Raw genomic sequence first — 18521 nt, forward strand, 5'->3', positions numbered from 1 at the left:
ATAACTTTTTATCGATTTAATCAGTTATTGTTTTACAAATATATTTTAAGTATTTGATATTTTAAAAATAACATACTCAGGTATGTTATTAAAAACCCCATTTACATACCAGTAGTATGTTTATATTTTTGTTTCTGGCATACCGTAGGTATGTGCAATAGTGTTATTTTATTAAAATGATTATTTTAAATATGTGTTAAGAACAGTTTAAATAATATGAACTATATTTACTTTTAGGAGGAAAAAATCTATGTTGTCGCTTATTAAGATTGAAATCAATAAGATTTCGAAATCTAAATTATTGTTGGCTTGGTTTGTTACTATATTGATAGTATCAGGTGTTACAGGAATTATTATCATGGGGCTGGGTACGGATAATAAATTAGGAGAATTTGTAGGACAGAGTTCTAATAATTTTAGAATTACTGATAAATGGGGAAATTGGGCAATTGCAGCATCGTTGTTTTCATCTTTATTTACAAAAGCAGCATTTTTAATTTTTGAAGCTTATTTATTGTCTATAGTTTTTATTGATGAATTTAAACAAAGAACAATTTTTCAGTTGTTTTCTTACCCTATTTCTAAAATAAAATTACTCTGGGGAAAAATTATATCGGTAATTTTAATATCATTTATTGCTCATTTTACTGCACATTTAGTTATTCAATTGTTAATTAAATTAATCGCGGTTTTAACTGAATCAAATTATATCCCAGTACTTAATCAATTAATTAATTTAGTCGGAACTACGTTTGGGACAGTATTAATCGGGGTATTACCTTTTGTTATAGGTATGATTAAGTATTCAACACCTATAACAATGCTTTCAGGACTTGGCTTAGCAGCATTACTATCTAATGCAACCCCAGGGAGTTTAACTAATAACTTTGTTGACAACCCATTGTTTTTAATCTTTGCTAGTTTCATAAGTATAATTATTGCTTCAGTTTCAATTTATAATATTTCAAGAAAAGATATTAATATCAAGTAGTTATAGATTAATTTAATGGAATGAATTTTTTCAGGAATAAAGTGAAATGGCTAAAATAAGTAATAGTTCTTTGATAATTACTTTACAAGAAGATACTATACAAGTTGATATTTATATTCCTGAAGGAAATGAATTTAGTATTGGAAGTTGGATATAGAAAGAGAGGTATAGAAATGAGAAATGTTGTTGAAATAAAAGAACTTTTTAAAACTATTGATAAGGAGGAAATTTTGAGTGGTATTAACCTTCAAATTGCTGAAGGAGAAATATATGGTTTTTTAGGTCCCAATGGTGCCGGAAAAACAACTTTAATGAAATGTATGTTGACCTTATCAACTATTACATCTGGTAGTATTGAAATTTTCGGGAAAAATTTACAAGAACACAGAGAGGAAATTCTAAGTCAGATTGGTAGTATTATTGAAACACCAATTTTTTATGAAAACTGTACTGCAAAAGAAATCTTGAAAATTCATGCTCAGTATATGGGGGAAAATATTAATGAATCAGACATAATAAGTGTCTTAAGTATGGTAGGATTAAAAAATACTACTAAAAAAGTAAAAGAGTTTTCGTTAGGAATGAGGCAACGACTCGGTTTAGCTAGGGCTTTTTTAACAAAACCTAGATTATTAATCTTAGATGAACCAATCAATGGTTTGGATCCAATAGGAATTCAAGAAATTCGAAATCTTTTGCTGCTCCTTTCTAAGGAGCATGGAATTACAATATTAATCTCAAGTCATATCTTATCCGAAATTTCACAGATAGCAGATAAGATTGGTGTTATAAAAAATGGAGAAATGATTGAACAAATCTCTATGAAGGAAATTATGAGAGAAAATATTGACTTAGAAGAATACTTTATGTCGCATTTTCTAAATAAAATTTAATAATTATGAGGTGGATTAAGAATGAAACAATTGATAAAGGACCATAAAAAGTTTCATTATGCTTTCATGATCTTTAATATGCTAGTCCCTTTAATTAATATTGCTTTTGCTTATTCTATTAAAGGTATTATTGATAGTGGACTGTCCCAAAATAGAAAAGCACTGACTGAAGCTGTATTAGTTGGCGTTGCTGTTATTTTCGCCTATGCTGGTCTTAATTTCATATCTCTTCGATTGAGAAATAAACTTGTTAGAGAAATTATGTCAAGATATAAAAACAAGGTGTTTCAATCAATTTTAGATAAGGATTATAGAAAATTTTCTAAGGATAAATCAGGAAAATATATTTCTATATTGACTGAAAATATGAAGAAAATTGAGCAAGACTATTTGTACCAGTATTTTAATATTTCAAAAAACTTTTCTTTGATGATTTTCTCGCTAATAGCCATGTTTATAGGTAACTGGTTTTTAACTTTATTGGTTATCATTGCCAGCATTATTCCAATGATAATTTCAGGAATTATTGGACAAAAGTTAGCTTCTTTACAAAATAGTGCTATTATTGCTGATCAGAAGTATTTAGCTAAGATTAAAGATATTCTAGCAGGATTTCTGGTTATTAAAAGCTTTAACGTGAAAGAAGCTATCCGTCAGGATTACAATTATGAAAGTGAAAAATTGGATGAAATTTATTATATAAAAGGGAAATTTGATGTTTTGGCTAGTGTAATTTCTCAGCTTTCAGGGATGATTGTTTTTTTGGTAGCTTTTGGTGGAGGAATGTATCTTGTCTTTGATGGTCGTACCACAATTGGGAGTGTAACAGCTATTGTTCAATTAGTAAATTTTGTAGTAATGCCGTTAAATGAAATTGGTATGGGAATAAGTAAACTCCGTGAAGGTCAGGTTACACTGAATTCATTTGAAGTAAAAGATGCAGTTGAACTTCAAACTGGTAAAAGGAAAGAATATTTTGATGATGTAATTTCTTTTTCAAATATAGATTTTTCTTATCCTAATGCTGAAGAAAAGATTTTTAATAATTTATCTTTGGATATTCAAAAGGGAGAAAAAATTGCAATCGTAGGTATGTCAGGGAGTGGGAAATCAACTTTACTCAATCTATTATTGCGTTTTTATGATGTAACAAGTGGGAATATTTCAATTGATAATCAAGATTTGCAAGATATTTCGTCAGAGAGTCTGTATAACTTAATAACTGTAGTTCAACAAGATGTTTATATCTTTGATGATACGTTAAGTGCGAATATTACCCTTAATCAACCTTTCGCAGAAGATGATATAAAACAAGCTGTACGGCAGTCTGGGTTAGAAAATTATCTTTTAGAAAATGAATTGGGTCTACAAACTTTATGTGGTGAAAATGGAGCGAATCTATCCGGTGGAGAAAAACAAAGACTTAGTATTGCACGTGCCTTAATTCGTAAAACACCAATCTTATTACTGGATGAGGCTACCTCATCTTTGGACAATCAAGTTACTACTGAAATTGAAAATTCAATCTTGAAAATCCAAGATTTGACAGCTCTTGTTGTCACACATAAGTTGAATAAAACTATTTTAAAAAAATACGATAGAATTATCTTTATGAAAGAAGGAGTCATTGTTGAAGATGGTTCTTTTGATGACTTGATGTATAGGGAAGGTGAGTTTTATAAGTTATTTGGATTAAGTGTGTAACTTTGATAGAGAAGGCAGATTAGTAGCTGAAGTTAGTGATAGAGTATTATTTATTATAATATTAAAAAGCCTGTTAAATAGAGGTCTAACAGGCTTATTTTTATTTTTGCGTAATATCTGCGCAAAGGTTATTTAATTTTGTTCTGAGATCTAATTTCATATTTTCAGTTACATGAGTGTAAATATTAAGAGTAGTATCAATTTTTGAATGACCTAATCTCTCAGAAATAACTTTAATCGGCACTCCAGCTTCTACTAATAAAGCAACGTGAGTGTGTCTGAACATATGTGTAGATAGTTTTACTTTTTTTAAGTTGTAATTAAGTGTTGAAATATTAGTGTTGAATAAAGTCTCTGAAGCACTGATATATCGCATTAAAATATTTAAGGTTCTATCGTCGATTTCAATTATACGAACACTGGATAAAGTTTTAGGTGATGTGAAGATTCCTGAAGTGTGTTTTGTTTTGTTTACACTAAGCGTCTTATTTTTTATATCAATATCTTTTGGAGTAATTGCCAACAATTCTCCAACACGTAAGCCTGTTAGTAATTGAACTGTTACAAAATCTTTAGTAATAGGGTGGGCGATTGATTCTAACACTTCTGGAATTTTATTAGTCTCTATATATTTAATCTTTTGTTTTTCTTTGAATTTATCTTCTTTAGATAAGGTATATTCTAGATTGATGTCAAATGTTGGAACATAGTAAGATTTAATAAATTTAAAGAAGATGTTAAAGATAGTTTTAATTAATTTAACATGACCAGGAGAATACATTTCTCTATATTCGATTAGTTTTTTCTCATATTTTAATTTTGTGATATCATCGAGATATAAATCATCTTCTAGTAATTTAAGGCAAATCTCATAAGAATTCAGAGTGTTAATACTCACAGCGTTCTTTTTGATCTCTAAAAATTCATTTTTATAATATCCGATAGTTTTTAACTCTATTTTATCTTCTAATTTTTCTTTAATTTTCTCTTGTAATTCCTCGTATGCTTCTTTTTCTGAAGCTCGTGTTTTGTTAGGTTTAATTACTGTGATACGTCGGTATTTTCCATCTTTATCTTTATATCCTTCTGTGAACTGCCATTTTCCATTTGGAAGTTGTCTTTTTTGCATAATAAATACACATCCTTTCTTGTTAAACTTAAGATGTGTATGGTATAATATTAGTTAAATGAGCGAGGTTCGCTCCACATCTTAAATTTTTTTAAGATTGCCAAAAACTCTCTAACTCTTGGCGGGGTGCAGAGAGTTTTTTATTTTGTGTTGCAAATAGCAATACTTTTATTTAGTTAAATCTAATTTAGCTTTTGACTCTATATGATTATATGATTTTTCTTTGTCACTCCAAACAAACATTGTTGCTGATGGATTAGAAACATCAAATTTTGATTTTTGAGACACATTTATTTCAAATGGTCTATAGTTGATTATCTCATCAGTACCTAATGCTATTATAGCTTTTTTAGTCGACTCATTATAAATAATCAATGATTTTTGATGGTAAGCATCTCTTTTTTCTACCCATTGTTTGATAAATGTATTGATTTTTTCTGGAGTTAAGTTATTCCACTCATCTTGAGTTAATTTAACTATTCCATAGCTAACATATTTTATATCTGGATCTTTTCTGTTTTCATATTTAATATTTTCAACTGATAGTTTTTCTTTAGGTTGAGTTTGTTCTGTTTTACTTTCTTCCTTTTTCTCCTCCTTACTACTTGAACATCCGCTAATTAATATAGCTCCTGCGATAAGTGAATTTAATAATATTTTTCTTTTCATTATAATAGCTCCTTTTATATTCTTATTTGTGCTCCATTTCTAAAAGTTGTTACGAAATTAGTAGCATCATATGGTGATATATCTCTATAGATTAGAAAGTTACGAAGTCTGTTGAATAAAGCTGTATTGCTTATTTTTACCTCTTTTTGTATCTCGTCAAAGCTATATCCTTTTGTTATTAGGTCTACTATAGTTTCATCAGGTAAATATAGAATAGAGGCTACTATATTTGCTTCATCTTCGAACGGTTGCATTTCTTTTGGATATTCACCTACTATCATATCGTTATTAAGTGACATGAATGCTCTGTTAATATTCCCTTGTAAATGACAATGAACGTGACTTAATTCATGCAATACAGTGAATATGATTCTTTCTAAATACCCTGAAGATTGATTTATCATTATTACGTATTTGTCTTTTTTGGGGATGATTATACCTGAACACTTTTTAATAAATTCCATATCGACTCCTTGGACTATGTTTGTGTTAAGCAGCCTCCCAAAGTAATCATTTATTTTTGGTTGTATTCCAAATTCTGGATATTCTACGTCAAATAGAATAAATTTTATATTGTACTTCTTTCTAAAGTGATTTATTATGTGTTTGTATGTGATTAGTTTTGGATCAAGTCCTATTTCTCCCAGTATTTCGTATGCTTTTTGTCGATATTGTAAATACCTGTCTTTGCTTACGATGTTGTATTCGTGTTTTTTCATTAATCTCCTTTCCAACTATCTTCGTCACTTAGTAAAGCTTCTGCGACTGAAAATAATTTGTCTAGTGATTTGTTGAACTTTTCTTTTTGTGAATCGTTCATCCCGTCTGTTTGTTTTCTAAACATAGCGACTAGTTGTTGTTCGTATAAATCTTCTTCTGGTTTCTCTCTGCCCAGCAGGTAATCGACTGATACGTTGAAGTAGTCGGCGACTTTTTGAACTTTGTCTATTCCTGGAGTCTGTCTACTCCATTTTCCAATTTGCCCATTAGATAAGTTTATTCTGCGCTCTAATTCTGATATAGTAATACCTTTTTGATTCGCTAATTGTTTTATCTTTAAGAGCATATCCATGGTTTTCACCTCATTTCGAAAGCACAACAAAAATACTTTATCTTTTTGGATAAAAAACTGTTGACAATTATCCAAAAATATAATATACTTTAGTTAAGCTAGTTATTTAGCTAATAAACATTTTAATAAAAAGAACGTCGGCAAACGTTAGTAATACTAAGGATATAGTTTTATTTATTTGTCTATTTAGCTATGCTTAAATTTTAGCATATTGGATAAAAAAAGTCAATATATTATCCAATAATTTTATCAAAAAATCTAAAGGGGGTGAAAGTATGTCAGAGGAGTTTTATAGAGAGGTAAAGTATAAATTAGAACTTAAAAAGAAAACAATAACTTGGCTTTCTAACATGGTTGGTATTTCTGTTCCTTATACAATCGATATTTTAAAAGGAAAGAGAACACCAAAAGAAAGAATTGAAAAAATTGAATACATCTTAAAAGCCGAGGGGATAATTTAGATAGGAGGTGATTAAAATGCAGTTTAACACATCTGAACAAGATGAAGCTTATGAGAAGTTTTTAGCTGAACGAAAGTTTTGGGTTTATGAAAAAGATTTACCAAGCAAGATTAATATTTCTAAATATATGCTAAAGAAAATTGAACCTGAGATTATGAAACTTGAAAATTCTTATGATTTAATTCGTATAGTTAATCAACGTTTAAAAAAATATCATTATGCAAGGGTTGAGATGTTTTTACATCTATATAACGATTCGCAAAAGAAAGGAGCTTAATCTATGGATAAATTAAGGAAAAGAAAATTCAACACTTACTACTGGACTTGTATTGTTGTTGCAATGTGTACACTTGTATTAAGCAATATCGAGTGGCAAACAATATTATCATTTCTACTAGGAGCAACGTTATTACCGTTTTACACACTTGATGAACGTGGTAAGGAGTTGTTTGAAGACTATGAAGAAGAATAATAAAGTTAGTGATTATTTCAGAAAAAAACTGAATGATAGAATTGAAGAATTAAAAATAAAGCCAACCGAACTAAGTTTAATGAGCGGTGTTCCAGCTCCGATAATTTATAGTTTCAGATATAAAATTAATCTATCACTGAAATTTGATTATGTGGTGATGTTAGCAAATGCATTAGATATAGATTTAAACGAAATGAAAGGAGCGTATTAAATGGAAAATTTAAAATTATTTAATGAGTTAGTAAAATTACAAATTATTCAACATGAAGTAGATAAACACATGGAAACATGGCAACGAGAAAAAATAATAACAGCCTTAAGTGAAGAATTCCATGAGTGGTATAACGCTATCGGATTTTTCAAAATTTGGAAAAAGCATAAGACACCAGTTGAGAAACAACTAGATGAACTAGCTGATTGTCTAGCGTTCGCATTATCGTTATTAAATGACGATGAGAAACATTTTGAAATTGATAGATGTGCAACTGTGTTAAATAGAAATAATGATCAACACATTAAATTAATGAGAAATGAGATTGAACATGGTGAGTTATTCTCAAAAAGAGTACACAATACAGTTTACAAGCAGTCAGTAGGATTTTCTATTGAATTAATTTTAAATATCGCAATGATTTATTACAGTTTTGAAGATTTATTTGAAGCTTATAAAAAGAAATCATTAGTGAATATCCAACGACAAAAAGAGGGGTATTAAGATGAAAAGAAACCAGGATGAAAATATCAACAAAAAGCAAGTTGGGCGACGTATTTCAACTATTAGGAAACGTAACTTTTTAACTTTGATTGAATTCGCAGAAAAGGTTAAAGCTAGTAAAAGTAGTGTGTCTGATTGGGAACAAGGTTTTCGACTTCCACCAGAAGCAGCTTTAACTAAAATAGCTATCATGGGAAATACTAGTGTTGATAAGTTACTTTATGGTAATGATATTAATGAAATTGAAGAACTCTATAAAAGTTTAATTAAACTTCCTAAAAAAGAGCTTATTGATTTAATGATAAGAGTGAAGGAAGAAAAGAAGATATAAAAAAATAGCCGTTTAAAACAACGACTATTTACAAAAATATACAACTTAAAAATAACATATTTAGGAGGAAAAATCAAGTGACAAAAGATAATATTAATCCGAACCACTATATAGCTGGTGGAATTGAAACAATAGATTTAATTCAAGATGTAGTGGCAGACTTTGGCAGTGTGTGTCAAGCTAACATCTTGAAATATGGTATAAGAGCAAACAAGAAACATGATGAACCGCAGGACGACATCAAGAAGATAATAAGATACTGTGAATTTTGGTTGAATGATTTAGAAGGACTAAAAGCAAGTGGAAAGCGTTCTGAAGAGATAGCGGTATTTGATAAGTTAAATTCTCTATTAACTCCTCAAGAGAAAGAGTTTTTAAAAAATAGAAATATAAATTGTGTAATGATAGATGGTGGAGAGATATTTAAGTCTGTTATATCTGATTTTATCGATAAATTAGGAGATGAAGAAAATGGAGAATAAAAAATACTCAGATATCATAGCAGATTTACGATTCACAGGAAACAAGCTTGCAGACTGTGTAGATTATGCAAATTTCGAATCATTAGAACGTAGAAAGATAAGAGAAGTTATTGACATTCTAAATAATAAAGTTTATGAAATGGAGGAGTTTAAGAATGAGGAAGAATACTGGAGTTAATTTAACTCAAGCGATTAGAAATTACATATATTCTAATCCTGGATGCAGTAGATATGAACTAATTAATAATTTAGGTTTTCCTTATGACAAAATGAGAATGCCTTTAAACAGATTAAAAAATAATGGTGAAATTATAATCGAAGATGGTAAATATACAGCTTTGGAAAGCATAGCATTTTTGAAAGATTATAACCATTCTTCAGAAGAGTTCTCAAGAAGAGGATATTTGAAGAAATTAGTTGACGTTGTTATAGAAAATATTCAAGAATGTACAGATCACAATATAAAAATTCAGTATATTCAAGAAGGTAGAAGATTATTAAAAGATTTAAAATAGGAGATTAAAAAATGAAATTAATAGTAAATGCAAATGTGTTAATCACAAATAAGGAGGATATCCTTTTATTAGATGAAATTATAGCAAGATATGGAAATGCAGTTGAGAATGTAGCAGTTAATGTGGAGGCTTTTAAAGATTCTCCTGTGCAACAAACTCAATTACCAACACAAACGATTCAGCAAACAGTACAAACTGCACCTGTACAAACAGTACAAACTGGACCAACACAAACTGTTCAGCAAACAGTACCAACTCAACAAACTGTACAAACCGTTGTACCTGTTGCTGAAAAAGCCTATACTTTGGAAGACTTACAACGTGCATCAAGTACTTTAGTTCAAGCGGGTAAAATTCAACTTTTACAAGGCTTATTACAAGAGTTTAACTCACTAGCCCTTACAACATTACCTGTTGAACAATACGGAGCTTTTGCACTGAGATTAAGAGAATTAGGAGCGGCTATCTAATGACTGAGATTAACCATAAAGAAAGGGCTCACGCAAAGCTTAGTGCTAGTGGTGCCAGTAGGTGGGCCACCTGTCCTGGTAGCGTGCAAATGGAGGAAGGTATTCCAGACACTGAGTCTGTTTATGCAAAAGAAGGAACGTTGGCACATGAATTAAGTGAACTAAAACTAAAGCATTATTTAGATTCAAAAGGCTTTGGTAAGAGAAAGCTTAATGCGGCAGTTAAAAAGATAAAAGAAGATGAATTATATCAAGCTGAAATGGATGGGTTCACAGACAATTATGTTGATTTTATAAAAGAAAAAGCTTTAAGCTTTCCATCTAAGCCTTATATTGAGATTGAAAAAAGAGTAGATTTTTCTAGTTGGGTTCCTGGAGGATTTGGGACTTGTGACTGTATTTTAATTCACGGATCTACACTTTCTATAATCGACTTGAAATATGGTAAGGGGGTTCCAGTCTCTGCTGAGAAAAATGAACAATTAATCTTATATGCACTTGGTGCTTACAATTCATTTAGCTTAATTTATGATATCAAAAAAATTGAAATGAACATAGTGCAACCACGATTAAGTAACTATTCAAGTTGGGAAGTTGACCTAACAGAATTGTTATTATGGGGTGATTATTTCAACGTTCAATCAAGTAAGGCTCTAAGTGGAACAGGTGAATTAGTCCCGTCGGCTAAGGCTTGTAAATTCTGTAAGGCCCGTGATATTTGTTCGGCCAGGGCGGAGAATAATTTATCTCTTGAATCAGAAATACACTTAAATCCTAATGAAATTCCTAGAGATAAGCTATTCGAATATATCTCAAGAGGTGAAGACATAGCGAAGTGGGTTAACGATTTAAAAGCTTATGCCTTGAATCTATGCTTAACTGGTGAAGATGTTAAGGGACTAAAAGCAGTAGCTGGTAGAACTTCACGCTCTTGGACTAATCAAGATGAGGCTCTTAAGAAATTAATGGACGGCGGTATTGATGAAGCAATAATCTTTGATAAAGTACCGTTGACTTTGGCCAAACTAGAAAAAGCCCTTGGAAAAGAACAATTTAACAATTTAGTAGGTGATATGGTCGTTACCAGTGAAGGTAAGCCTACTTTAGTGTTTGAAAATGATAAACGACCTTCAATAACAAATACTGTAAATGCGACAAGCATTTTTAAACCATTAAATTAAACAGAAATTAAGGAGATTATAAAATTATGACAAATGAAACAACAGCAGTAGTACAAAACGTGAGATTAAGTTATGTAAACGTATTCAAACCTTTCTCAAACAATTCAGATTTACCACCAAAATATAGCACTACAATCTTATTACCGAAAAGTGATTTAAATAGTAAGCAAAGATTAGATGCAGCAATTCAAGCTGCAGCTCAAAAGGGATTAAATGAGAAATGGAACGGTGTAATGCCTCCTGTAGTTGCTACTCCTATTCATGATGGTGATGGTGTGAAGCAAGATGGAACACCTTTCGGAGATGAATGTAAAGGTTGTTGGGTTTTTACTGCAAGTGCAAATGCAGATAGACAACCTCAAATTGTAGATCAAAATGTCCAACCTATCCTAAATCAATCTGAAATTTATTCTGGAGTGTATGCGAACGTAGCTATTAATGTTTTCCCTTACCTGCATACAGGGAAAAAAGGTGTAGGGTTCGGACTAACTCACATTCAAAAAGTTAGAGATGGTGAAGTCTTAGGTGGTGCTCCAGTATCTGCAGATAAAGTATTTACAGCGTTAGGTGGTACATCAAATCCTAATCCATTCACTAATCCATTCACTAATCCGCAACAATCACAACCTGTACAGCAGTATCAACAAACTACAACTCAATACCAACAACATACTCAACAAGGTTCATTTGGTGTAGATCCGTTAACTGGACTTCCACTTTAATATTAATAAATTACTAAAGGGGGGTTAGTCCCCCCTAAATTTTTAGGAGGACTATATGCAACATTTAAGTATTGATATTGAAACACGAAGTAGTGTGAATATTTCTAAATGCGGGGCTTACAAATATGCTCAATCTGAAGACTTTGAAATTTTGCTATTCTCTTACAAACTTAATGATTCGGAAGTTAAATTGGTAGATTTAAAACAAGGTGAGAAAATTCCTGATGATATCGTTGCTCTATTAAATAATCCAGATTGTATTAAGCACGCATATAATGCTGCTTTTGAGTGGTACTGTTTAAATAGGGCTGGATATGAGACTAATATATCTCAGTGGAGGTGCACAATGATGCACGCTACTTATTTAGGGTTGCCTGCTGGATTAGGAATGACTGGTAAGGCAATAGGTATTGCTGAAGATAAGAAGAAATTGACAACTGGAAGTAGATTAATTCAATATTTCTCAGTTCCGTGTAAACCTACTAAAACTAACGGGGGTAGGACTTGGAATGATCCGCATCACGATTTAGAGAAATGGAAACTATACTGTGAATATAATATGCAGGACGTAGAAGCAGAATATGAAATATTTCAGTATATAAAAGCTTTTGAAGTTCCATCAAAAGAGCAAAAACTTTGGGAAATGGATATTCTAATGAACGCTAACGGAGTAATGGTGGATAGAGCTCTTGTAAATGGTGTGCTTTCTATTGATTCTGAAAGTACTAATAATTTAACAGAGGAAGCTTTTAAAATCACTGAACTTGAAAATCCAAATAGTGTTAGTCAACTTAAAACCTGGGTTGAAAGTCAATTAGGAGAAGAACTTGACGGATTAACAAAAGATGTTATTTCTGATTTGTTATCAAGAGATAATTTACCGTTGAAAGTTAAAAGAGTTTTAGAGATAAGGCAACAACTTGGAAAAACTAGTGTTAGTAAATATGCAGCTATGGAAAATGCGATGTGTAAGGACGATAGAGTTCGAGGGCTGTTACAGTTTTACGGAGCTAACAGGACTGGTCGTTGGGCCGGTAGATTAGTGCAGGTTCAAAACTTACCTAGAAACTACATCGATACGCTAGACACAGCTAGAAATTTTGCAAAAGCTGGTAATTATGAAGCTTTAAAACTTCTATATGGTAATGTGCCTGACACTCTAAGCCAATTAGTAAGAACAGCATTTATTGCTAGTAAGGATAAGTTTATAATAAGTGATTTTAGCGCCATTGAAGCACGTGTAATTGCTTGGTTAGCAGGTGAAGAGTGGGTTAATGAAGTATTTGCAACACATGGTAAAATCTACGAAGCAACAGCAAGTCAGATGTTTAATGTACCGATCGATAAAATCTCAAAAGGTAATCCTGAATATAGCTTAAGGCAACGTGGTAAAGTAGCAACATTAGCATTAGGATATCAAGGCGGTGAATCAGCTTTAATAGCAATGGGAGCTGATAGAATGGGCCTTACAAGTGAAGAACTTACGGATATTAAAGTTCGTTGGAGAGAAGCTAATAAGAACATTGTTCGCTTGTGGTATGCCGTTGGAGATGCTGTAATTCAAGCTATGAATGGCAACGGAACTCAATATGTACGAGGACTTGAGATTCAACGTGAATGGGATATGATGTATGGTCTCGATTTTATATCAATTAAATTACCTAGTGGCCGTTCACTTTATTATCCTAAGCCTTTTCTAAAATTGAATCAATTTGAAAAAGATGCACTTCATTATTATGGAGTTAACCAGACTACTAAAAAATGGGAAGTTAACTCAACTTATGGAGGAAAGCTAGTCGAGAATATTGTACAAGCAATAGCAAGAGATTGCCTAGCGGAAACATTGTTAAGATTGTACGAAAAAAATTATGACGTTGTAATGCATATTCACGATGAAGTGGTGATAGATGCTTACGATGATGAAAAACTAGAAGATGTAAATAATATTTTGGCAGAGCCTATTCCTTGGGCTCCTGGATTAGTGCTAAAAGGTGCTGGATTTGAAACTAAATATTATATGAAAGATTAGAAAGGAGGTTAAAAAGTGCAAGCAAATAGATTATTAGGAATTGCTAAAGCAAATCACAGAAAAGCAACTATTTGGCAAAATACAGATATTAGTTGGCTTGACTTTGTAGAAACTTTAAAATCTCCAGTTAGAACACAAGAGAAATATGATGAATTTCTCAAGATGAAAAAATCGGATCAAGATAATTTAAAAGATGTTGGGGGCTTCACTGGTGCTAAGCTTTTAGATGGCCGAAGAAAAGCAACAAACATAATCAGTCGTGATGTTGTCTGTTTGGATTTAGATAATATTCAACCTAATATGACTGACGATATTTTAAAGAGAGTTGGTTCGCTTGGGTGTACTTCTGTTGTTTATTCTACGAGAAAACACAGCAATTATACACCTAGACTTAGGGTGCTTATTCCTCTTGATGAAAGCTGTACTCCAGATGAGTATGAACCTATTGCTAGAAAATTAGGTAGTTTATTAGGGATTGAAAATTGTGATCCAACTACTTTTGAAGTTAACAGATTTATGTATTATCCATCATGTTCAGTTGATAGTGAGTACATATTCCAGTTTTATCCTGGTCAATTTTGTAGCCGCCTTGGAGTACTTAATATGTATGCTGATTGGACTGACATTTCTACGTGGCCACACGTCCCAGGTCAAGACACTAAACAAAAACAACTTTTGGCCCGACAACAAGATCCATTAACTAAAAATGGATTAGTTGGTTCATTTTGTAAAGTTTATGATATCACAACGGCCATCCAAACTTTTATCCCTGCTTTGTATGAAGCAACGGCCACTCCTGATAGATATACTTTCACAGGTGGTAGTACTTCTGGTGGAGCGGTGCTATATGATAATAAATTCTTATATTCACATCACGCAACTGATCCATGTTGTGGCCAACTTGTTAATGCTTTTGACTTAATAAGAATACACAAATTTAGCAACCTTGATGAGAATGTGAAAGACGGAACACCTGTAAGCAAATATCCATCTTACACAGCCATGAAAAAACTAGCTCTTGAAGATGCTAATGTAGCAGCTTTGATGAATAGTGAAATGGTGGCCAACGCTAAAGATGTTTTTAAAATTGTAAGTAACGATGAAGAAAATACTCAAGCTGAAGATGAATTAAACTGGCTTTCACAACTTGAAAGAAGTGAAGAAGGTAAAATCCAAAAAACTATTAATAATATAGTTTTAATACTGGAGAATGATCCGAACTTAAAAGATAAAATTGCGATTGATATTTTTAGCAATAGAGGATTAGTTTTTGGCCAGCTTCCCTGGGATAAACATTATGACCCAAATAAAGATCATAGAGATTGGTCTGAAGTGGACGATGCTTCCTTTTCTAGGTATCTTGAAACAGTCTATAAAATAACGGGCCAGGATAAGCAAGATAAAGCTTTATTAATAGTGAGTGACGGCAATAGAATAAATTATGTTGAACGTTATCTAACATCATTACAGTGGGACGGAGTACCTCGGATAGATAATCTACTTATTGATTATTTTGGTGCAGCTGATAATGTATTTTCTAGAGAAGCTATTCGAAAAAGTTTAGTAGCTGCGGTGGCCAGGGCCATAATTGGTGGAGTTAAATTTGATGTAATGACAATTTTAGCTGGGCCACAAGGAGTTGGTAAGAGTACTTTCTTTTCAATATTAGGTAAAGAATGGTTTAACGATAGCTTACAAACTTTTGAAGGTAAAGAAGCTTCTGAACTTATCCAGGGAAGCTGGATTGTAGAAGTAGGAGAACTTACTGCTATGAATAGGCATGATACGAATGCAATCAAGCAATTCTTGAGTAAAAGAGAAGATATATACAGGGAAGCTTATGGAAGACGTACAAGCAAATATCCTAGAAGATGTGTTTTCTATGGAACTTCAAATGATGATGAATTTTTAAAAGATCCAACTGGAAATAGACGTTTTTGGCCAATTGATATTTGTATAGGTGAGATTAAAAAAAGCGTTTGGGATGATTTACCAAAAGATGTTGACCAGGTGTGGGCCGAGGCTTACGCATTATTTCTAATGGGTGAAAGCTTGCAACTTAGTAAGGAGGCCGAAGAGTTGGCCAATATTGCACGGGAACACCATAAAGAATCTAATGCAAAAGAAGGTTTAATTCGTGATTACCTTGATAAACCTATTACTGAAAACTGGTATTCACTTGATAAAAGTTCAAGATTAAATATTTTATCTGGTGATTTTGATAAAGGAGATCAGATGGTATTTAGGCAAAAAGTGTGTGCTGTTGAAGTATATGAGGAGTGCTTAAAAGGTGATTTACGATTTATGAAGAGAACAGATGCAAAAGAAATAAATCAAATAATTAGTAATATTGTTGGGTGGGTTAAGGATGAAAAAACAACACGTTTTGGAAATTACGGCCCTCAAAAAGGATTTAAAAGATTGTAACTTTGAATGTAACTTTGGGATTAGAAAGTTACAAATCAAAAATCAAAGTGTAACTTTAGGTGTAACTTTGAAAAAAAGTAAAACCTTATTATATCAGGGGTTTAACCAACCTAATGTAACTTTAAAAGTAGAAAGTTACACCTAAAGTTACACCTTATAAACGTCGATATAATAACTATAGTAAGTATTTTATATATTAATTTGTAACTTTAAAACCTATATATATTATAAAAATAAAGGAATTATAGAATATATAGGATTATATAAATCTATAATATCTATAAAATCTATGTTTTATATACTATATAGGAAAAATAAAGTTACAAGTTACAAATTTAAAAATTGAAAATTGAGAGATGATTTTGACAAATGGAAATATCAGAAAAGCAAATTGAAAAATATTTAGTAAAAAAAATTAAAGATGAAAAGGGCCTGTGTTTAAAATTTGAGTCTCCTGGATATTCAGGTGTGCCTGATAGGATTATTATTTTAAAAAATAAACCTGTGGCTTTTGTAGAATTAAAAAGGCCTGTTGGTGGCCGATATTCAGCAAGGCAAAAATTAGTGGGGAGAGATTTTAATAAATTAGGCCAAAAAGTTTACAAGGTGAAAAATAAAGAAGAGGTAGATAAGTTAGTAGAGGAGTTGATTTCGTGAGAGAGTTTATTCCACATAAATATCAATTAACAGCAATTAATCATGTAATCAATGTTCCGAAGTGTGGATTATTTCTTGATATGGGATTAGGTAAGACAGTATCAACATTAACAGCAATTAAGGAATTAAAATACAATAGATTTCAAATTAATAAAGTGTTGATTATTGCACCGAAGAAAGTGGCCGAGGGAACATGGTCGAAGGAAAAAGATAAATGGAATCATACAAAAGATTTTAGAGTAAGTCTAGTATTAGGTAGTCAGCAAAAGAGAATTAAAGCTTTAAGTGTAAATGCAGATTTATATATTATCAATCGAGAAAACATTCCGTGGTTAGTTGATTATCTTAGAAATGATTGGTATTTTGACACGGTTGTAATTGATGAAAGTAGTAGTTTTAAAAATAGTCAAAGTAAGAGATTTAAAGCTTTGAAAATGGTGCTTCCTAAGATTAATAGGTTGATTGAGTTAACAGGAACTCCGAGTCCCAATGGTGTGGAGGACTTGTGGGCCCAAATATATTTACTTGATCAAGGTGAAAGATTAGAGAAATATATCACACATTTTAGAAATAGATATATGGAACCTAATAAGAGAAATAGAAGTCAAATTTTTGATTATAAAGTAAAAGAAGGAGTTTATGATCATATCATAAATAAAATATCAGATATTTGTATAAGCATGAAATCGGAGGATTATTTAGAACTTCCCGATTTATCTTACAATGAAATACCTGTAGTTTTAAATGATAAAGCAAGAAAAGACTATGACAAAATGGAACGTGATTTTGTCCTGGAGCTAGAAGAAGCAGAAGAGGATATAACAGCGGTAAATGCAGCAGCATTATCAAATAAATTATTACAAATAAGTAATGGTGCAGTATATGATAATTCAGGAATTTACACAGAAGTGCATAATGCAAAAATAGATTCATTTCTTGAGTTAGTAGAAAGTTTACAAGGGCGAAGTCTTTTGGTATTTTACAACTTTCAACACGACAAAGAAAGAATTAAGAAAGCTTTAGAAAAAAGTAATTTAGTAGTTAGAGAATTAAAAACTACACAAGATGAAGATGATTGGAACGCAAGAAAAATAGATATTCTATTAACACATCCAGCAAGTGCTGCTTATGGTCTTAATTTGCAAGAAGGTGGAAATCATGTTTGTTGGTTCGGTTTGACATGGAATTTAGAACATTATCAACAGGCCAACAAGCGATTGCACCGACAAGGCCAAAAAGAAAAGGTAATAATTCATCACTTAGTAACGCAAGATACAAGAGATGAAGATGTAATGAGAGCGTTAGATAGTAAAGCGGATGTGCAAGAAGAAATCTTACAAAGCTTAAAAGCTAGAATTAGAAAAGTTAAAGAAGGTAAGTAGAAATGTTAAAAGAACCAGAAAGTATATTATTAATCTTTATAGGAATATTGATAGGTTTGATAATATCAATGATTGTTAATCCAAAGCTTGAAAAAGAAAATAAAGAATTGAAAATGGAAAAAATTAAATTAGAACAAAAATTGTTGAAACTTTATGATGAACAAGCAGAATTAACTAAAAAAGTAGCGGAAATGAACGGAATTGGAGGATAAGAGATGA

Annotated in this window: 24 protein-coding genes; 20 read left to right on the forward strand and 4 right to left on the reverse strand. The window is 31.5% G+C overall.

Annotated features, from left to right (window positions below):
- Nucleotides 1-250 precede the first annotated feature (250 nt).
- From O3884_RS00785 to O3884_RS00795, 3 genes are all read left to right on the forward strand, one after another.
- Nucleotides 251-991 carry an ABC transporter permease gene (locus O3884_RS00785; RefSeq protein ID WP_371451127.1) on the forward strand — a complete coding sequence of 247 codons (741 nt, stop codon included), beginning with the start codon at nt 251-253 and terminating at the stop codon, nt 989-991.
- Nucleotides 992-1164: 173 nt separating this feature from the next.
- Complete coding sequence (locus tag O3884_RS00790) at nt 1165-1884, forward strand: ABC transporter ATP-binding protein (protein ID WP_371451128.1); 720 nt, start codon at nt 1165-1167, stop codon at nt 1882-1884.
- Between the two features lie 21 nt (nt 1885-1905).
- On the forward strand, nt 1906-3588 hold the full coding sequence (locus O3884_RS00795; RefSeq protein ID WP_371451129.1) for an ABC transporter ATP-binding protein: 1683 nt from the start codon (nt 1906-1908) through the stop codon (nt 3586-3588).
- Nucleotides 3589-3688: 100 nt separating this feature from the next.
- Here the strand turns inward: O3884_RS00795 and O3884_RS00800 are convergent, their stop codons facing one another.
- The 4 genes from O3884_RS00800 to O3884_RS00815 form a co-directional block, all read right to left on the reverse strand.
- Complete coding sequence (locus O3884_RS00800) at nt 3689-4717, reverse strand: site-specific integrase (protein ID WP_371451130.1); 1029 nt, start codon at nt 4715-4717, stop codon at nt 3689-3691.
- A gap of 168 nt (nt 4718-4885) precedes the next feature.
- Nucleotides 4886-5386: a hypothetical protein gene (locus O3884_RS00805; protein WP_371451131.1), complete on the reverse strand. Its 501-nt coding sequence runs from the start codon at nt 5384-5386 to the stop codon at nt 4886-4888.
- Between the two features lie 14 nt (nt 5387-5400).
- Nucleotides 5401-6105 (reverse strand): ImmA/IrrE family metallo-endopeptidase, encoded by a 705-nt coding sequence (locus O3884_RS00810; protein ID WP_371451132.1) that lies wholly within the window; start codon nt 6103-6105, stop codon nt 5401-5403.
- Nucleotides 6105-6458, reverse strand: coding sequence for a helix-turn-helix domain-containing protein (locus tag O3884_RS00815; RefSeq protein WP_371451133.1), 354 nt, complete (start codon nt 6456-6458; stop codon nt 6105-6107). Before O3884_RS00815 ends, O3884_RS00810 begins: the two co-directional genes overlap by 1 nt.
- Before the next feature lie 275 nt (nt 6459-6733).
- Here O3884_RS00815 and O3884_RS00820 point away from each other — a divergent pair, with 275 nt between their 5' ends.
- The 17 genes from O3884_RS00820 to O3884_RS00900 all read left to right on the forward strand — a co-directional run bounded on the left by O3884_RS00820 (nt 6734) and on the right by O3884_RS00900 (nt 18514).
- Entirely contained in the window at nt 6734-6919 is a 186-nt protein-coding gene (locus O3884_RS00820) for an XRE family transcriptional regulator (protein ID WP_371451134.1), read from the forward strand.
- 16 nt (nt 6920-6935) lie between these two features.
- The gene (locus O3884_RS00825) at nt 6936-7196 is read left to right on the forward strand and encodes a hypothetical protein (RefSeq protein ID WP_371451135.1); all 261 of its coding nucleotides are present in this window, start codon (nt 6936-6938) and stop codon (nt 7194-7196) included.
- A gap of 3 nt (nt 7197-7199) precedes the next feature.
- Nucleotides 7200-7391: a hypothetical protein gene (locus O3884_RS00830; protein WP_371451136.1), complete on the forward strand. Its 192-nt coding sequence runs from the start codon at nt 7200-7202 to the stop codon at nt 7389-7391.
- Nucleotides 7378-7602: a hypothetical protein gene (locus O3884_RS00835; RefSeq protein ID WP_371451137.1), complete on the forward strand. Its 225-nt coding sequence runs from the start codon at nt 7378-7380 to the stop codon at nt 7600-7602. The genes O3884_RS00830 and O3884_RS00835 overlap by 14 nt, the downstream gene beginning before the upstream one ends.
- Entirely contained in the window at nt 7603-8106 is a 504-nt protein-coding gene (locus tag O3884_RS00840; RefSeq protein ID WP_371451138.1) for a dUTP diphosphatase, read from the forward strand. It begins immediately after the preceding gene.
- Between the two features lies 1 nt (nt 8107).
- The gene (locus O3884_RS00845; protein WP_371451139.1) at nt 8108-8437 is read left to right on the forward strand and encodes a helix-turn-helix domain-containing protein; all 330 of its coding nucleotides are present in this window, start codon (nt 8108-8110) and stop codon (nt 8435-8437) included.
- A 77-nt stretch (nt 8438-8514) separates the two neighbouring features.
- The gene (locus tag O3884_RS00850; RefSeq protein ID WP_371451140.1) at nt 8515-8919 is read left to right on the forward strand and encodes a DUF3310 domain-containing protein; all 405 of its coding nucleotides are present in this window, start codon (nt 8515-8517) and stop codon (nt 8917-8919) included.
- A complete protein-coding gene (locus O3884_RS00855) occupies nt 8909-9097 on the forward strand; it encodes a hypothetical protein (protein ID WP_371451141.1) in 189 nt (62 codons plus the stop codon). Before O3884_RS00850 ends, O3884_RS00855 begins: the two co-directional genes overlap by 11 nt.
- Complete coding sequence (locus O3884_RS00860) at nt 9075-9434, forward strand: hypothetical protein (protein WP_371451142.1); 360 nt, start codon at nt 9075-9077, stop codon at nt 9432-9434. Before O3884_RS00855 ends, O3884_RS00860 begins: the two co-directional genes overlap by 23 nt.
- 11 nt (nt 9435-9445) lie before the next feature.
- A complete protein-coding gene (locus tag O3884_RS00865) occupies nt 9446-9904 on the forward strand; it encodes a hypothetical protein (protein WP_371451143.1) in 459 nt (152 codons plus the stop codon).
- On the forward strand, nt 9904-11085 hold the full coding sequence (locus O3884_RS00870; protein ID WP_371451144.1) for a DUF2800 domain-containing protein: 1182 nt from the start codon (nt 9904-9906) through the stop codon (nt 11083-11085). The genes O3884_RS00865 and O3884_RS00870 overlap by 1 nt, the downstream gene beginning before the upstream one ends.
- A 26-nt stretch (nt 11086-11111) precedes the next feature.
- Nucleotides 11112-11807, forward strand: coding sequence for a DUF2815 family protein (locus tag O3884_RS00875; RefSeq protein WP_371451145.1), 696 nt, complete (start codon nt 11112-11114; stop codon nt 11805-11807).
- Between the two features lie 55 nt (nt 11808-11862).
- Entirely contained in the window at nt 11863-13836 is a 1974-nt protein-coding gene (locus O3884_RS00880) for a DNA polymerase (protein ID WP_371451146.1), read from the forward strand.
- A 15-nt stretch (nt 13837-13851) separates the two neighbouring features.
- Nucleotides 13852-16263 (forward strand): virulence-associated E family protein, encoded by a 2412-nt coding sequence (locus tag O3884_RS00885; RefSeq protein ID WP_371451147.1) that lies wholly within the window; start codon nt 13852-13854, stop codon nt 16261-16263.
- Between the two features lie 369 nt (nt 16264-16632).
- Nucleotides 16633-16920 carry a PDDEXK family nuclease gene (locus O3884_RS00890; protein WP_371451148.1) on the forward strand — a complete coding sequence of 96 codons (288 nt, stop codon included), beginning with the start codon at nt 16633-16635 and terminating at the stop codon, nt 16918-16920.
- Nucleotides 16917-18302, forward strand: coding sequence for a DEAD/DEAH box helicase (locus tag O3884_RS00895; RefSeq protein ID WP_371451149.1), 1386 nt, complete (start codon nt 16917-16919; stop codon nt 18300-18302). Before O3884_RS00890 ends, O3884_RS00895 begins: the two co-directional genes overlap by 4 nt.
- 2 nt (nt 18303-18304) lie before the next feature.
- Nucleotides 18305-18514, forward strand: a complete 210-nt coding sequence (locus O3884_RS00900) for a hypothetical protein (RefSeq protein WP_371451150.1) — start codon at nt 18305-18307, stop codon at nt 18512-18514.
- Nucleotides 18515-18521: the final 7 nt, after the last annotated feature.

This window comes from Gemella sp. 20925_1_85 (assembly GCF_041433735.1).
Classification (GTDB): domain Bacteria; phylum Bacillota; class Bacilli; order Staphylococcales; family Gemellaceae; genus Gemella.

Excerpts from the sequence above, each read along its gene's own strand:
- O3884_RS00785 (WP_371451127.1), top strand. The coding sequence starts at position 251 with ATGTTGTCGCTTATTAAGATTGAAATCAATAAGATTTCGAAATCTAAA.
- O3884_RS00790 (WP_371451128.1), top strand. The coding sequence starts at position 1,165 with ATGAGAAATGTTGTTGAAATAAAAGAACTTTTTAAAACTATTGATAAG.
- O3884_RS00795 (WP_371451129.1), top strand. The coding sequence starts at position 1,906 with ATGAAACAATTGATAAAGGACCATAAAAAGTTTCATTATGCTTTCATG.
- O3884_RS00800 (WP_371451130.1), bottom strand. The coding sequence starts at position 4,717 with ATGCAAAAAAGACAACTTCCAAATGGAAAATGGCAGTTCACAGAAGGA.
- O3884_RS00805 (WP_371451131.1), bottom strand. The coding sequence starts at position 5,386 with ATGAAAAGAAAAATATTATTAAATTCACTTATCGCAGGAGCTATATTA.
- O3884_RS00810 (WP_371451132.1), bottom strand. The coding sequence starts at position 6,105 with ATGAAAAAACACGAATACAACATCGTAAGCAAAGACAGGTATTTACAA.
- O3884_RS00815 (WP_371451133.1), bottom strand. The coding sequence starts at position 6,458 with ATGGATATGCTCTTAAAGATAAAACAATTAGCGAATCAAAAAGGTATT.
- O3884_RS00820 (WP_371451134.1), top strand. The coding sequence starts at position 6,734 with ATGTCAGAGGAGTTTTATAGAGAGGTAAAGTATAAATTAGAACTTAAA.
- O3884_RS00825 (WP_371451135.1), top strand. The coding sequence starts at position 6,936 with ATGCAGTTTAACACATCTGAACAAGATGAAGCTTATGAGAAGTTTTTA.
- O3884_RS00830 (WP_371451136.1), top strand. The coding sequence starts at position 7,200 with ATGGATAAATTAAGGAAAAGAAAATTCAACACTTACTACTGGACTTGT.
- O3884_RS00835 (WP_371451137.1), top strand. The coding sequence starts at position 7,378 with ATGAAGAAGAATAATAAAGTTAGTGATTATTTCAGAAAAAAACTGAAT.
- O3884_RS00840 (WP_371451138.1), top strand. The coding sequence starts at position 7,603 with ATGGAAAATTTAAAATTATTTAATGAGTTAGTAAAATTACAAATTATT.
- O3884_RS00845 (WP_371451139.1), top strand. The coding sequence starts at position 8,108 with ATGAAAAGAAACCAGGATGAAAATATCAACAAAAAGCAAGTTGGGCGA.
- O3884_RS00855 (WP_371451141.1), top strand. The coding sequence starts at position 8,909 with ATGGAGAATAAAAAATACTCAGATATCATAGCAGATTTACGATTCACA.
- O3884_RS00860 (WP_371451142.1), top strand. The coding sequence starts at position 9,075 with ATGAGGAAGAATACTGGAGTTAATTTAACTCAAGCGATTAGAAATTAC.
- O3884_RS00865 (WP_371451143.1), top strand. The coding sequence starts at position 9,446 with ATGAAATTAATAGTAAATGCAAATGTGTTAATCACAAATAAGGAGGAT.
- O3884_RS00870 (WP_371451144.1), top strand. The coding sequence starts at position 9,904 with ATGACTGAGATTAACCATAAAGAAAGGGCTCACGCAAAGCTTAGTGCT.
- O3884_RS00875 (WP_371451145.1), top strand. The coding sequence starts at position 11,112 with ATGACAAATGAAACAACAGCAGTAGTACAAAACGTGAGATTAAGTTAT.
- O3884_RS00880 (WP_371451146.1), top strand. The coding sequence starts at position 11,863 with ATGCAACATTTAAGTATTGATATTGAAACACGAAGTAGTGTGAATATT.
- O3884_RS00890 (WP_371451148.1), top strand. The coding sequence starts at position 16,633 with ATGGAAATATCAGAAAAGCAAATTGAAAAATATTTAGTAAAAAAAATT.
- O3884_RS00900 (WP_371451150.1), top strand. The coding sequence starts at position 18,305 with ATGTTAAAAGAACCAGAAAGTATATTATTAATCTTTATAGGAATATTG.